Origin of the sequence: Streptomyces bambusae (genome assembly GCF_020532645.1) — a bacterium.
Classification (GTDB): Bacteria; Actinomycetota; Actinomycetes; order Streptomycetales; family Streptomycetaceae; genus Streptomyces; species Streptomyces bambusae.
The window spans coordinates 87257-100962 of record NZ_JAJAUZ010000001.1 but is presented as its reverse complement, the minus strand read 5'-3'; the positions used below and the strand labels follow the sequence as shown (position 1 = coordinate 100962).

Sequence of the window (13706 nt, the reverse complement as noted above, 5' to 3'; positions counted from 1 at the left end):
GGTTTCACAGTCACCCCAGAGTTCAGACATCACAGCACGGTACGGAAGGACGGTCCCCGTGACGGAGGCAGCAGCGGAGCTTCCCCCGGCCCCCGAAGAGGCCCGGGCGGTATTCGGCGATTATTTCCCCGCGGCTGTCCGGTACGCGGAGCTGTTGGCCGATGCAGGCGTCAAGCGCGGTCTGATCGGTCCGCGGGAGGTGCCCCGGCTGTGGGAGCGGCACCTGCTGAACTGCGCCGTGCTCTCCGAGGTGGTGCCTGAGGGCGTCACCGTGTGCGACGTGGGTTCCGGTGCCGGTCTGCCCGGCATCCCCCTGGCGCTGGTGCGCCGCGACCTGAAGATCACGCTGCTGGAGCCGCTGCTGCGGCGCACGACCTTCCTCCAGGAGGCCGTCGAGCTGCTCGGCCTGGACCACGTGACCGTGGTGCGCGGCCGTGCTGAGGAGATGCTGGGCAAGCTCCAGCCGGTGCATGTGGTCACGGCCCGCGCGGTGGCTCCGCTGGACCGGCTGGCGGGCTGGGGCGTGCCGCTGCTGCGTCCGTACGGAGAGATGCTGGCGCTCAAGGGCGACACTGCGGACGAGGAGCTCGTGTCGGCGAAGGCCGCGCTGAGCAAGCTCGGTGTGGTGAAGACCTCGGTGCTCCAGGTGGGTGAAGGGGTCGTCGACCCGCTGTCCACGGTGGTGCGGGTCGAGGTCGGGGAGAGCCCGGGCGGCGTGCGATTCGCGGCCAAGCGGGCCAAGGCGGCCCGGACGGGACGGGTACGCCGGCGCCGCTGAGCTGTTGCGCCCCACGGGTAGGGATTTCGGAGTGTCGTAGCGGGCTGGTGAGGCCGCGCGTGCATCGTGTTTCACGTGAAACGTCGCTCACTGCTGCACGGAATCATCAGCCGCGGTCGTGCGGCTGCGTCCCCTCGCGCCCGCAAGGAGGCGGGGGTGACAGAGTTGTCCACATCGGTGGATTCATCCCCAGATGACGGGGCCCCGCTGGTTCGCAACCCCGATGGCATGGGAGGCTCAGGGGGTTCCGAGCCCGCTGCCGTCGAGGAGAGTGAATCCGTGCGGTCCGACGCCAACCTTGCGGGGCCCGTGGCCGACCCGGTCCCCGGCCCCCGCTCCGAGTCGCCGGGCGAGGATGTTTCACGTGAAACACCTCCCCCGGTCGACGACACCCCGTTTGAACATGCCGCCCGTTTGGCGGTACAGGCGGTGGGCCGTGCGGGTGAGGTGCTCCCCCGTCCGGCGCAGACCCGTGTGATGGTGGTCGCCAACCAGAAGGGTGGCGTGGGCAAGACCACGACCACCGTGAACCTGGCTGCATCCCTCGCCCTGCACGGTGCCCGGGTACTGGTCATCGACCTCGATCCGCAGGGGAACGCCTCCACGGCGCTGGGCATCGACCACCACGCCGATGTGCCGTCGATCTACGACGTGCTGGTGGAAGGCAGGCCGCTGCTGGAGGTCGTTCAGCCGGTCCCCGACGTCGAGGGGCTCTTCTGCGCGCCGGCCACCATCGACCTGGCGGGTGCGGAGATCGAGCTGGTGTCCCTGGTGGCCCGCGAGAGCCGGCTCCAGCGGGCGATCCAGGCATACCAGCAGCCGCTGGACTACATCCTCATCGACTGCCCGCCGTCCCTGGGGCTGCTCACGGTCAACGCCCTGGTGGCGGGGGCCGAGGTGCTCATCCCGATCCAGTGTGAGTACTACGCGCTGGAGGGGCTGGGGCAGCTGCTGCGGAACGTGGACCTGGTGCGCGCGCACCTGAACCCGGGCCTGCATGTGTCGACGATCCTGCTGACCATGTACGACGGCCGGACCCGGCTTGCCTCCCAGGTGGCCGAGGAGGTGCGCAGCCACTTCGGCAACGAGGTCCTGCGGACCAGCATCCCGCGGTCGGTCCGTATCTCGGAGGCGCCGAGCTACGGCCAGACGGTGCTCACGTACGATCCGGGCTCCAGTGGTGCGCTGTCCTACCTGGAGGCGGCTCGCGAGATCGCGCTGCGCGGGGCGGGGATGGCGTACGACGGGCACGCCTCGATGAGCGGGGCACAGCACAGCACGGCGAGCATGGCGGAGGGGATCCAGTGAGCGAGCGACGTAGAGGACTGGGGCGGGGGCTCGGTGCGCTGATTCCCGCTGCTCCGCAGGAGAAGCCGGGTACGGCCGTGGGGGCGGGGTCGACTTCTCCGTCGGCTGTTCCGCTGTTGACGGCGGAGCGCGGGGTGGCGGCGGCGAAGGTTGCGACGCTTCCGCACAGCGCTGTTTCACGTGAAACAGCGGTGCCCGAGGCGGAGCCGGTGCTGCCGGCGCTTCCCTCGGTGGCGGGGGCGACCTTCGCGGAGATTCCGCTGGATGCCATCGCGCCCAACCCGAAGCAGCCGCGCGAGGTGTTCGACGAGGACGCGCTGGCCGAGCTGGTGACCTCCATTCAGGAGGTGGGCCTGCTCCAGCCGGTGGTGATCCGGCAGGTGGGTGCCGAGCGCTACGAGCTGATCATGGGCGAGCGGCGCTGGCGGGCTTGCCGTGAGGCGGGCCTGGAGCGGATTCCGGCGATCATCCGGGACACGGAAGACGAGAAGTTGCTCCTGGACGCACTCCTGGAGAACCTGCACCGGTCGCAGCTGAACCCTCTGGAAGAGGCAGCGGCGTATGACCAGCTGCTCCAGGACTTCCACTGCACCCATGACCAGCTGGCCGACCGGATCGGCCGGTCCCGCCCTCAGGTGTCGAACACGCTCCGGCTGCTGCGGCTCTCGCCGCCGGTGCAGCGGCGGGTGGCCGCGGGTGTGCTGTCTGCGGGGCATGCGAGGGCGCTGCTTTCCGTGGAGGACTCGGAAGAGCAGGACCGGCTGGCGCACCGGATCGTGGCCGAGGGGCTGTCGGTGCGTGCGGTCGAGGAGATCGTGACGCTGATGGGGTCGAGCCCGTCGAGCTCGGTGAAGCCGAAGGGTCCGCGCGCCGGCGCGCGCGTGTCGCCGGCGCTGACGGAGCTGGCTTCGCGGCTGTCGGACCGGTTCGAGACGCGGGTGAAGGTCGACCTGGGCCAGAAGAAGGGCAAGATCACCGTCGAGTTCGCCTCGATGGAGGATCTGGAGCGGATCCTGTCCACGCTGGCACCGGGCGAGGGCCGGGTGCTTGATCAGGGCGGCTCCGAGAGCTGAACGCCGTGCGGCGGAGGGGCGGGCTTCGGTCCGCCCCTCCGGCGTTCCCGCCCCTTGTGGAGAGCGGGCTGTCCTCTTTTGCTTTCCACCGGTATCGGGGCAATCGCTGGGTGGATACGATGCGTCCAGGTATGGCATTTCCACGCAAGAGCACCTCAGTGCGGAGGGGGCGGGGGCCATGCGATCGGTGAGTCGAACCGGGCTGGTGACCGTGGGCCTGGGACTGGGAGCCGTCGGAGGGTTTGTCGGATCATGGGCCGTCGGCTTGTACCGCTCACGCTGGACAACCTCAAGGATCTGCCCCAGCCCTGCCGGTCCTGTGTTTTCTGGGAGCTCGACCCGGTCACCGGAGAGGCCGCGGTAAAGGCGGGGACTCCGGAGCTGGAGAAGGAGGCCTGGATCTCCGCGGTGCTCCTGGAGTGGGGCTCATGCGGGCGGGTGGTCTACGTCGACGAGGTGCCCGTGGGGTTCGTGCTCTACGCGCCGCCGGCCTACGTTCCGCGGTCGCTCGCTTTTCCGACCAGTCCCGTGGCGTCGGATGCGGTGCAGCTGATCACGGCACGGATCCTGCCGGGCTATCAGGGCCAGGGGCTGGGCCGGGTCATGGTGCAGACGGTGGCGAAGGACCTGCTGCGGCGAGGGTTCCGGGCGATTGAGGCCTTCGGCGATGCGCGGTGGGAAGGGCCGGCGTGTGTGCTGCCGGCGGACCACCTGCTGTCGGTGGGCTTCAAGACGGTGCGTCCGCATCCTGCGCATCCGCGACTGCGGCTGGAGCTGAGGTCGACGCTGTCGTGGAAGGAAGACGTGGAGATGGCGCTGGATCGGCTGCTCGGTGCGGTGCAGAAGGAGCCGGCCCTGCGGCCGCTGTGACCACAACGGAAACAGGGCCGCCCCGGAGGGCGGCCCTGTTTCACGTGAAACGGTGTGGCGGTCAGGCGTTCAGCTCGACGAAACCGTCGAGCTCGCGCAGGAGCGCCGCCTTGGGCTTGGCACCGACGATGGTCTTGGCGACCTCGCCACCCTGGTAGACGTTCAGGGTCGGGATGGACATGACGCCGTACTTGGCGGCGGTGTCCGGGTTCTCGTCGATGTTGAGCTTGACGATCTCGATCTGGTCGCCGTACTCGGCCGCGATGGCCTCCAGGGACGGGGCGATCTGACGGCACGGGCCGCACCATTCGGCCCAGAAGTCCACCAGGACGGGCTTCTCGCTCTTGAGGACGTCGGCCTCGAAGGTCGAGTCGGTCACGTTCTTCAAGGTGCCGGCCACAGCGGCCTCCTTCTTCTTTACTGCGGTGGGGTGGGGGAAGCTGGGGAAGCTCGGGGTGTCAGGCGGTCGCGGCCGCGGTCTCGGCGTCGGCGAGCGCGGCGAGGAAGCGCTCGGCGTCGAGGGCTGCGGAGCAGCCGGTGCCGGAGGCGGTGATCGCCTGGCGGTAGGTGTGGTCGACCACGTCGCCGGCGCCGAAGACACCGGTGAGGTTGGTGCGGGTCGAGGGGGCGTCGACCTTGAGGTAGCCCTCGTCGTCGAGCTCCAGCTGGCCCTTGAACAGCTCGGTGCGCGGGTCGTGGCCGACGGCGATGAACAGGCCGGTCACGGGCAGCTCGGAGGTCTCGCCGGTCTTGGTGTTGCGCAGGGTCAGGCCGGTGAGCTTCTGCTCGCCGTGGATCGCGGCGACCTCGCTGTCCCAGGCGAACTTGATCTTCGGGTCGGCGAAGGCGCGGTCCTGCATGGCCTTGGAGGCGCGCAGGCTGTCACGGCGGTGGACGATGGTGACGGACTTGGCGAAGCGCGAGAGGAAGGTGGCCTCCTCCATCGCGGTGTCGCCGCCGCCGACGACGGCGATGTCCTGGTCCTTGAAGAAGAAGCCGTCGCAGGTGGCGCACCAGGAGACACCGCGGCCGGAGAGGGCGTCCTCGTTGGGCAGGCCGAGCTTGCGGTGCTGCGAGCCGGTGGTGACGATGACGGCCTTGGCGCGGTGCACGGTGCCGGCGGTGTCGGTGACGGTCTTGATCTCACCGGTCAGGTCGACGGAGACGATGTCGTCCGGGACCAGCTCGGCGCCGAAGCGCTCCGCCTGGGCGCGCATGTTGTCCATGAGGTCCGGGCCCATGATGCCGTCGCGGAAGCCGGGGAAGTTCTCCACGTCGGTGGTGTTCATGAGGGCGCCACCGGCAGTGACGGCACCTTCGAAGACCAGCGGCTTGAGCGAAGCGCGTGCGGTGTACAGGGCGGCGGTGTAACCGGCCGGCCCAGAGCCGATGATGATCACGTTACGGACGTCGCTCACGGGTGTTTTCCTCGTCTCTGCGGACTGCCTGCTGACTACCGGGGGGCCGGTGCTTGGTCTCACCCCACCCAACGGATCCTACGGCGCGTGCATTCCCGGACGGTCCGCGTGACCACAGGGCGAGCCGTCAGGGACGCGGGTAGGTGTTCTCGAAGAGGACCTGTCCCTTGCCCTGGGGGGCGGCGGTCTCGCAGCCGGCATCGACGAGGTAGGCGTCTGCGGCGCGGCTGTCGCCGGGGTGGGGGAGGACGACCAGGTAGACGTCGGTGCCCTGGTAGGTCCCCTGTTCGGCGGCCAGCGGCGGCTCGGTGCGGCCGGTGCCTGCGCGGACGCATGCGGGCAGCGGCGGGGCGGCGCCCTTGGTGCCGGCTTCCTTGGTGTCGGCTCCGAGCGAGTTCGGTACCGGGTAGGTCTTGGCGCCGGAATCCGTGCTCTCGCCGTTCAGCAGCTGCTGAACGGTTCCCCCCAGCTCGGCGGCGGTGAACTCTCCCGAGGGGAGGCTGGCGGAGAAGGTGCCGGCGTCCTTCTTGGCGTCGGTGGAGGACGTCTGCATGTTCTGGGTGAGGAAGACGCCGAAGGCGAGGACGGCGGCGCCGGTGAGGGCTCCCAGAGCGATGCGGCGGCGGGAGCGGAGACCGGGTCCGGTGGCGGCGCGCCCGCGGCCGGCGGGCCGGTCGGGACCGGTGCTCCGGACGTCTGCGGCGGGCACCGGGCGCGGTGTTTCACGTGAAACATCGGGTGCCGGTGCTTCGGCTACCGGGGTGGTCTCGTCGTCTGCGGACACCGGACGGGCCTCGGGGGAGGTCGCGTCGAGGAGGGCTTCAGCGGCGAGGGCGGCGTCGATCCGCCCGGCGATGTCGGCGGGCATCCGGGGATGGCCCGGCAGGGTACCGAGCAGGCCGCGGATTTCCTCGAGGGAGTCCCTGACGTCGGCGCACAGGGCGCAGTCGGTCAGGTGCCCGCGGACCTCGGCCGTCCGGGCCGGGGAGAGCAGGCCCTCGGTCAGGTCGGAGATCTCCGAGACGTCAGGGTGCCGGATCGCGCCGGTCGTAGAAGTCACGCTCTTCCACCTCCGCCCTTCACGGCATCTGGGTCCCTGGGTTCTGCTGCTGGTGGGACGGCTGTCCCCTGCGACCGGTTCCTTCCCCGGTCGGAGTCACTGCTACCCCCGGGACCTGCGCGCAGATGAGTGAGCATCGGGAGGAGTCTGGCGCGGCCGCGCGCACAGCGGCTCTTCACGGTGCCGGTCGGTACGTCGAGGATGCGGGCGACCTCCGCCACGGGGTATCCCTGCATGTCGACGAGGATCAGAGCGGCTCGCTGTTCGGCGGGGAGGGTGCTGAGTGCGGCCAGGAGCTCCCGGTGGAGGTCCTGGCGTTCGGCGGGTGCCTCGGCCGACTCGTGCGGCTCCAGGAGGCTCTCCAGGCGCTCGGTGTCGTTGAGCGGGGAGGTGCGGCGGGTCGCGGCCTTGCGGGCCCGGTCGAGGCAGGCGTTGACGGTGATCCGGTGCAGCCAGGTGGTGACGGCGGACTGGCCCCGGAAGGTGTGGGCGGCGCGATAGGCGGAAACGAGGGCGTCCTGGACGGCGTCGGCGGCCTCCTCTCGGTCGCCGAGGGTGCGCAGGGCGACGGCCCAGAGCCGGTCGCGGTGGCGGCGTACGAGCTCACCGAAGGCGTCGGGGTCCCCGGCGACATGCCGTGCCAGGAGTTCCTGGTCGCTGATGTCGCCGGGTGCGGAGTCGTCCAACGGTGTGCCCCCTCCTGTGCCGTTCCGTCAGCCGGAGAACTTCACATCCGTGATGGCCTGCTTGTAGCCGGCCATGGAGCCGCTCTCCTGGTCCCCGGCGGAGTAGGGGACGTCGGTGATCCAGAGGAGAACGTAGCGGGTCTTCACCGGTTTCTTGGCGGCGATCTTCAGGTTCGTTCCCGAAGTGGTACCGGTGCCGATCTGCTTCATCGCGTCGACGCTGCCCGAGGGGGACAGCGAGTCGGCTGCGTAGAGGTTGATCGTGGTGTGCCCGGAGCCGTAGCGCAGGGCGATGGCGGCGGTGGAGACGTCCCGGGCGGCGCCCAGGTCGTAGACGATGCCGACACCCTGCTTGTACGGGGCAAGACGCGGACCGTCTCGGTAGGTGCGGGACTTCCAGAAGGTGCCGGAGTCCCCGTCGTAGCTCTTGGCCACGCCGGATCGGTCCTGCGGGTTGCCGTCGGGGTAGTACTCCTCGGCGCCCTCGATCTTGAGCTGGACGAGGGCCTTCTTCTTGGGGGCGTCGTCGGTGCCTTCGTCCTGGACCTGGGTGTGGCCGGCACCGCCGTTGAGGCGGTCGATGAGGGCATCGGCCAGCTGCCAGCTGCCGAGTCCGAGGGCGGCGATGAGCAGCGCGGCAACGCCCCACTTGAGAGCGCGGCCGGTGCGGCTCTGCAGCGGCGGCGGTACGGCCATCGTGGTGGTGGCGGCCGTGCCGGGGTGCTGCGGCGGCCGGCCGTAGGTGCCCTGCTGGTAGGTGGTGTGCTGGTAGTCCGGCGGGGCGGCGAAGGAGGGCTCGGGCGGGCGGATCCGCGGCATGGCGGCCACGGCCTTGGCGAGCTCTTCGGGGGTGGTGCAGGCCGGTTCCTGGCGGGACGCGGTGGCGCCGTCATTGGCGAGCGCACGCATGGCGAGCTCGCCCAGGCCGCGGTGGACGCCCGCGCGGACCTGGTCCGGGGCGAGGAGACCGACGCCCTTGGGGAGTCCGGTGAGGCCGTGGGCGTCGTTCTCGTACGGCCAGCGCTGCGTGAGGGAGGCGTACAGGAGGGCGCCGATGGCCTCGGTGTCGGTGCGCTGGGGGTGCTGGCTGGTGATGCCGCGCAGGGCGGCGTTCACGGCGAGCCCGCGGATCCGGTACTGGCCGGTGGAGGTGCGGAGTATGGCGCTCGGGGTGAGCCGTAGGTGGGCGAGGCCTTCGCGGTGGGCGGCGGCCATGGCCTGCGAGACCTGGCTGACGAGCTGGTACGCCTCGTGCGGTTCGAGGGCGCCGGCGGCCAGGATGGCGGTGAGCTCGGTGGCGTCGGGCAGCCATTCGTGGACGACGTAGACGAGGTCGTTCTCCTCCACTGCGTCGAGGACCTGGACGAACCGGGGGTCGCCGAGCAGGGCGGAGGACCGGGCGGCGGCGAGGACGGACCGGGCGCGGGGGTGGTCGGCGGGCAACAGGTGCACGCCGACTGCGCGGCGCAGTTTTTCGTCCATGGCGCGCCAACTGCTGAAACCGTCCAGACGGGTGACGCACTCTTCCAGGCGGTAGCGTCTGGCGAGTTTGTGGCCGCTGTGCAGCTCGGGTGCGGCGGTGGTCGCTGCGGTCTTGCGGTCGGTCTCGGGTTCGGGCGTGCCGGTGTCCGGCTGCTGCTGGGCTGTCCGGGCCTGGGTCTCCGCTGCCCCGTCGGCCGTGGCCTTCGCCGCGTTGGCGGCCAGCGGCTTGTCGCCGCTGTTGTCGGCCACGTCGACGGCAGCTGTGCTACGTTCCGCCACCGTCGTTCCTGCCTCCCCATCCGTTGCGCGCTGTCGGCCAGTCTGCAAAGCCATGCCAATTGTGCCCACAGTCCGTCGCTATGCACGACACGCGGCGGGGGGCGATGGTTGTGCGCATCAGCGCCCGAGGCGTCCGCGCACCATGCCGACCATCGCGTTCAGCTCGTCGATCCGCATGCGCTTGGCGGCGGCGAGGAAGACGCCCAGCAGCACGATCCCGCCGGCGGCCAGGGACAGGAGGGAACCTCCGACTCCGCTGCCGAGCATTCGGGTGATGCCGAAGCCCGCGGCACCGGCCAGCACGGCCGCCGGGAGGCAGGCGCCGGCGAGGCGGGCGTACGTGCGGATGACGTGGGCGCCGTCGAGGTCGCCGCCGAGGCGGGTGCGCAGCCGGCGCCAGGCGACGCCGACGCCGACGGCATAGCCGAGGCCGTAGGCGACGGCCATGCCGACCACGGCCCAGCGGGCGGGCAGGACGAAGAAGGCGACGGCGGAGACGGCCGCGTTGACGGAGGCGACGATGACCGTGTTGTAGAAGGGCGTTCGGGTGTCCTCGTAGGCGTAGAAGCCGCGGAGGACGACGTACTGCACGGAGTACGGGATGAGGCCGAGGCCGAAGGCCATCAGCACGTAGCCGATGTTCTGGGCGCCGGCCCCGGAGCCCGCGTAGAGCAGGGTGGACATCGGGACGCCGAGGGCGAGGAACGCGAAGGCGCAGGGCACGATCGCGACGGCCGAGGTGCGCAGGCCGTAGGAGATGTCGTCGCGGACGGCGGCGGCGTCGCCGTCGTGGGCGGAGCGGGAGATCCGGGGCAGGACCGCCGTCATCACGGAGACGGTGATGATGGCCTGCGGCATCTGCCAGAGCAGGAGCGCGTAGTTGTAGGCGGTGATGCCGGTGCCGGGGTGGCCCTGCTTCTCTGCGACGGAACCGGCCCAGGTGGCGAGCTGGGTGACGACGACCAGGCCGATCTGGTTGGCGAGGACGAAGAAGAACGTCCACTTGGCGAGGCGGGCGGCCTTGCCGAGGCCGTGGCCCTTCCAGTCGAACCGCAGGCGGGGCTTGAAGCCGGCGTCGCGCAGGTAGGGGAGCATCGCGAGGGCTTGGACGGTGAGGCCGAGCAGGGTGCCGATGCCGAGGAGCCGTACACCGTCGGCGGTGACGTTCCCGGCGGTGACGCCGGACTCGGTGAAGCCGCCGAAGGCCCAGATGAAGGCGCCGAAGGTGGCGATGACGACGATGTTGTTGAGGACGGGGGTCCACATCATCGCGCCGAAGCGGCCACGTGCGTTGAGGATCTGACCGAGCACCACGTGGATGCCCATGAAGAACATGGTGGGCAGGCAGTAGCGGGCGAAGGCCACGGCCACTTCCAGCTGCTCCGGGTCGGACGCGATCTTCGTCGACATCATCCGGATGAACAGCGGGGCGGCGAGCACGCACACGGTGGTGACGCCGGCGAGGAGAACCACGACGAGGGTCAGGAGGCGGTTGGCGTACGCCTCTCCCCCGTCGTCGTCGTTCTTCATGGCCCGCACGAGCTGCGGGATGAAGACGGCGTTCAGGGCGCCGCCGCCGACGAGGACGTAGATCATCGTCGGCAGGGTGTTGGCGACCTGGTAGGTGTCGTTGAGGGTGCCGACGCCGATGGCCGCAGCGATCACCAGGGTGCGCAGGAACCCGGTGATGCGGGACACGATCGTGCCGGCCGCCATGAGCGCCGAGGACTTCAGCAGACTGGCGGCCCGGCCGGCCGGCTTGCTCGGCGCGGGCGTGGCCACCGGGGCCTCCGGCACGGGGGCGGGAGCGGGGGCCGGCGCCTGGCCGGGGGCGCGCGGGGCGGGAGCCTGCTGGTCGCGGTAGAGGTGCGCGAAGGCGTCGGGCTCGGGCTGCTCGTCGGCGGCCGTGGTGACCAGGGCGTCCACACCGACGAACTGCGTGGTCGTGGCGTGGTCCCCGTACGGCAGGTGCCGGGACGGGCCGTCCGGCTCGGGCGGCGGGGTCTGCGCCCACACCCGGGGGTCGGGGCCGTACGCGGCCGTAGCGGGGCTGTCGTACAGCGGGCCGGGCTCCTGGAAGGTGCCGGGCGGGGGCGGCGGGTGCGCGGCCCGGTCGTACAGGGCTTCGGTCACCGGATCCTGCGCGGACAGGTCCTGAGCCCGGTACGGGTCGTGGGCGTAGGCGTCCTGGACGTACGGGTCCGGCTGCGGGGGCGCGGGCGGAGTCGCCTGACCCGGCAGCGGTGCGCCCTGACCCGTGTCCCCGAAGGGCGCAGGACTGCCCGCGCTCTGCGGGCGGTCACCGTCGTACGGCGCGTTCATCGAAACCCCACCTCATCGTCCCCAGGCCGGCCGGCCACGGCATCGCTCAACGGTCCACTGTCTCACCCGCGCCGGACGGGTCCCCGCTTTCGGGTCCGGTGTCCGGGGTCGGGTCACTCGGCTGCGTGCTCTGCTCCGAGGCGGCGCGGGCCGCGGCGCGCTTGCGGCTGGCGTACATCTTGATGCCGGCGAGGACCAGGAGAAGCATGCCGCCCGCGATGACGAGCATCACCGTGGGGGTGATCTCGGTGGCGTCGACCTTGAAGCGGCGTTCCTTGCCGTACGGGACGCCTTCCTTGGTGAAGAGCTGTGCGGTGACCTCGACCGGGCCGCTGGCGGTGGCGTTCGCGGTGAACTTCACCGACTGGCTGTGGCCGCCCTGGACGGCGACGTCCTGCTCGTCGACGCCGGAGCCGTTGAACATCAGGCGGGTGGAGTTGCTCGACTTCAGCCTGAGGACCAGCCCTTCCACGTCCTGGACGAGGCTGTTCTGCACGGTCACGGGGATGGTCGCGCTGTGCCCGGAGAGGGTGACATCCGTCTTCGGGATCAGCTGCACCCGCTCGGTGAGGGTGCGCAGGTAGTCCTGGGTTTCGGTGCGGTAGACCCGGCCCGCCTGGGCGCGGCCGCGCCAGGAGGTGGACATCTCCCGGTTGAACGTGTTGTTGAAGGGGATGTCGACGCGCTCGGGCTTGGTGAGGATCACCTGGAAGTTGCCGAGCTGGACCTGGGTGGCGCGGATCTGCTCGAAGGCGTCCTGGGACAGTTCCTGGCGGCTCAGGGCGCGCGGGTACTGGCCGGCGCCGGGCACCAGGGAGGTGGCGTCGGGGTCGGGCTTGGCCTTGGCGGCGGTCTCCAGGTCCACGGGCTGGCTCCAGCGCCCGGACTGGAGGGTGCGCAGGGCGATGGCCATGCTCTGCACCTGGCCGGTGGTGGGCATGCGCTGGGGGGCGACGACGAAGCTGCGCGGTCCGGCGGCGTCCTGGAGGTTCAGGGCGAGGCTGTGGGAGAGGAACTCCTGCACGGCCAGGGTGGACTTCCCGGCGTTGAGCATGTCCCCGCCGAAGGCGGTCGACAGGCGGGCGTCGGCGACGACGGCGGTGCGGCCGGCGCCGATCGGGCGGGCCGCGGACGGGGTGTAGCCGAGGGAGCCGGTCTCCCGGAAGCTGTCGCTGCGGGCGAGCACGTTGTGGGCGCCGGCGGAGGTGGCGACGCTGACGATGGAGGGGTCCACGGCGCCGTCGACCGGCCAGGAGAAGTCCGTGGACGGTGTGACGTGCAGGACGGTCTCCACGGCCTGCCGGGCCTTGTCGGTGGCGGGCCGGAGCTGTCCGAGCGAGCCGGAGACGTTCTTCCCGCGGTGCGCGAGGGAGGCCAGGTCGGGGTCGGCGAACGGGAGGGCGACGACCTTCTTGCCCTGGACGGCCTGCTCCAGGGCGTTCAGCCAGCGCTTGGCGACGTCCTGGTTGCGGCCGGGGACGGTACCGCCGTCCTCGGTGCGGACCTGGTAGTTGCCCTTCATCGCGTCGGCGCTGGCGAGGAGGTCGGGGTCGATGACCCAGGTGACGGGCAGCTCGGAGCCGAGGGAGACCATCTGCTCCAGGCGGCCGCCCGGGGCGAGCTCGGCGGCGAGGTCGTCGTTCTGGAAGACCGGAGTCTGGGTTTCGTCGGAGCCGGTCTCGGCAGTCAGGTGGGTGGTGGAGATCAGCGGCCAGACGTAGCTGATCTGCGCGCGCTTGGCGGCGGGCTCCGGCTGCCACGGGAGCAGGGTCCTCTCGATGCCCTGGACCTGCTCGTAGCGTCGGCTGTCGGTCTGGCCGGACACCGAGACGCCCAGCGGATAGACGCCCTCGTCGTCGAGTCCCAGCTTGGCCACGGGGACCTTGAGGGTGAAGGGCTGGGCGACCTTCGAGGTGAGCGGCGGGAGTTTTATGGCGTACGCCGAGTCGATCTCCTGCGGGTCGACCCCAGGCTGGTAGGAGGTCCGCTCGGTGACGTCGTCCAGGGAGCTGCGGTCGGTGAGCGCGGATCCGACCCGCAGGCCGACGTGGGCGTCGGTGATCGTCTCGGCGCCGCGGTTGACGACGGTCCCCGTGATGGTGAGGGTGTCGTCCTTCACCGGCGCGCTGGGCGTCAGGGAGTCCAGGGAGACGTCCACGGCCGAGGAGGCCGAGCGGGGCCCGGCGGGAGTGCCCGGCGCCGTGGGGGCGGTCGGAGCGCTCGGGGCGGCCTGGGCCGCGGAGGGGTCCTGGACGTAGACCAGTCCGGCCAGGACGGGTGTCCCGGCGAGCAGAACGACCGCCCGCCGCAGCCAGCGGCGGGCAGGAGCGGGGGAGCTCCCCTGGATGTCTGCCGCCTCGGCCACGCGCTCGCCCGTCCCTCGTCGTGTCAGTGGTCGTCGGTTGTGCGTCCACGCATGGTAACGAGGGC

At 71.0% G+C, this 13706-nt stretch carries 11 protein-coding genes; 4 read left to right on the top strand and 7 right to left on the bottom strand.

What is annotated here, in order from left to right; all coding sequences use genetic code 11:
• The first annotated feature begins 58 nt into the window (after positions 1 to 58).
• The 4 genes from rsmG (at position 59) to LG634_RS00435 (ending at position 4029) form a co-directional block, all read left to right on the top strand.
• Entirely contained in the window at positions 59 to 778 is a 720-nt protein-coding gene (gene rsmG / locus LG634_RS00450; RefSeq protein ID WP_226731511.1) for a 16S rRNA (guanine(527)-N(7))-methyltransferase RsmG, read from the top strand.
• Positions 779 to 1006: 228 nt separating this feature from the next.
• Positions 1007 to 2086 carry a ParA family protein gene (locus LG634_RS00445; protein WP_308072171.1) on the top strand — a complete coding sequence of 360 codons (1080 nt, stop codon included), beginning with the start codon at positions 1007 to 1009 and terminating at the stop codon, positions 2084 to 2086.
• Positions 2083 to 3159 (top strand): ParB/RepB/Spo0J family partition protein, encoded by a 1077-nt coding sequence (locus LG634_RS00440; RefSeq protein WP_226731509.1) that lies wholly within the window; start codon positions 2083 to 2085, stop codon positions 3157 to 3159. The genes LG634_RS00445 and LG634_RS00440 overlap by 4 nt, the downstream gene beginning before the upstream one ends.
• A 252-nt stretch (positions 3160 to 3411) precedes the next feature.
• Positions 3412 to 4029, top strand: a complete 618-nt coding sequence (locus LG634_RS00435) for a GNAT family N-acetyltransferase (RefSeq protein ID WP_226731508.1) — start codon at positions 3412 to 3414, stop codon at positions 4027 to 4029.
• A 61-nt stretch (positions 4030 to 4090) separates the two neighbouring features.
• Here the strand turns inward: LG634_RS00435 and trxA are convergent, their stop codons facing one another.
• The 7 genes from trxA to LG634_RS00400 all read right to left on the bottom strand — a co-directional run bounded on the left by trxA (position 4091) and on the right by LG634_RS00400 (position 13641).
• Positions 4091 to 4429, bottom strand: a complete 339-nt coding sequence (gene trxA / locus LG634_RS00430; RefSeq protein ID WP_226731507.1) for a thioredoxin — start codon at positions 4427 to 4429, stop codon at positions 4091 to 4093.
• 58 nt (positions 4430 to 4487) lie between these two features.
• Positions 4488 to 5447 carry a thioredoxin-disulfide reductase gene (gene trxB / locus LG634_RS00425; RefSeq protein ID WP_226731506.1) on the bottom strand — a complete coding sequence of 320 codons (960 nt, stop codon included), beginning with the start codon at positions 5445 to 5447 and terminating at the stop codon, positions 4488 to 4490.
• A gap of 127 nt (positions 5448 to 5574) precedes the next feature.
• Positions 5575 to 6507 carry an RsmA family anti-sigma factor gene (locus LG634_RS00420; RefSeq protein ID WP_226731505.1) on the bottom strand — a complete coding sequence of 311 codons (933 nt, stop codon included), beginning with the start codon at positions 6505 to 6507 and terminating at the stop codon, positions 5575 to 5577.
• Positions 6504 to 7193 (bottom strand): RNA polymerase sigma factor SigM, encoded by a 690-nt coding sequence (gene sigM / locus LG634_RS00415; protein ID WP_226731504.1) that lies wholly within the window; start codon positions 7191 to 7193, stop codon positions 6504 to 6506. The genes LG634_RS00420 and sigM overlap by 4 nt, the downstream gene beginning before the upstream one ends.
• 27 nt (positions 7194 to 7220) lie before the next feature.
• Positions 7221 to 8954 (bottom strand): protein kinase family protein, encoded by a 1734-nt coding sequence (locus LG634_RS00410; RefSeq protein ID WP_226731503.1) that lies wholly within the window; start codon positions 8952 to 8954, stop codon positions 7221 to 7223.
• 117 nt (positions 8955 to 9071) lie between these two features.
• On the bottom strand, positions 9072 to 11276 hold the full coding sequence (murJ, locus tag LG634_RS00405; RefSeq protein ID WP_226731502.1) for a murein biosynthesis integral membrane protein MurJ: 2205 nt from the start codon (positions 11274 to 11276) through the stop codon (positions 9072 to 9074).
• Positions 11277 to 11322: 46 nt separating this feature from the next.
• Positions 11323 to 13641 (bottom strand): DUF6049 family protein, encoded by a 2319-nt coding sequence (locus LG634_RS00400; RefSeq protein ID WP_226731501.1) that lies wholly within the window; start codon positions 13639 to 13641, stop codon positions 11323 to 11325.
• Positions 13642 to 13706 lie beyond the last annotated feature (65 nt).

Bases quoted from the DNA above. Each gene is read 5' to 3' on its own strand.
- murJ (WP_226731502.1), bottom strand. From the start codon at position 11,276: ATGAACGCGCCGTACGACGGTGACCGCCCGCAGAGCGCGGGCAGTCCT.
- LG634_RS00445 (WP_308072171.1), top strand. From the start codon at position 1,007: ATGGGAGGCTCAGGGGGTTCCGAGCCCGCTGCCGTCGAGGAGAGTGAA.
- LG634_RS00435 (WP_226731508.1), top strand. From the start codon at position 3,412: ATGGGCCGTCGGCTTGTACCGCTCACGCTGGACAACCTCAAGGATCTG.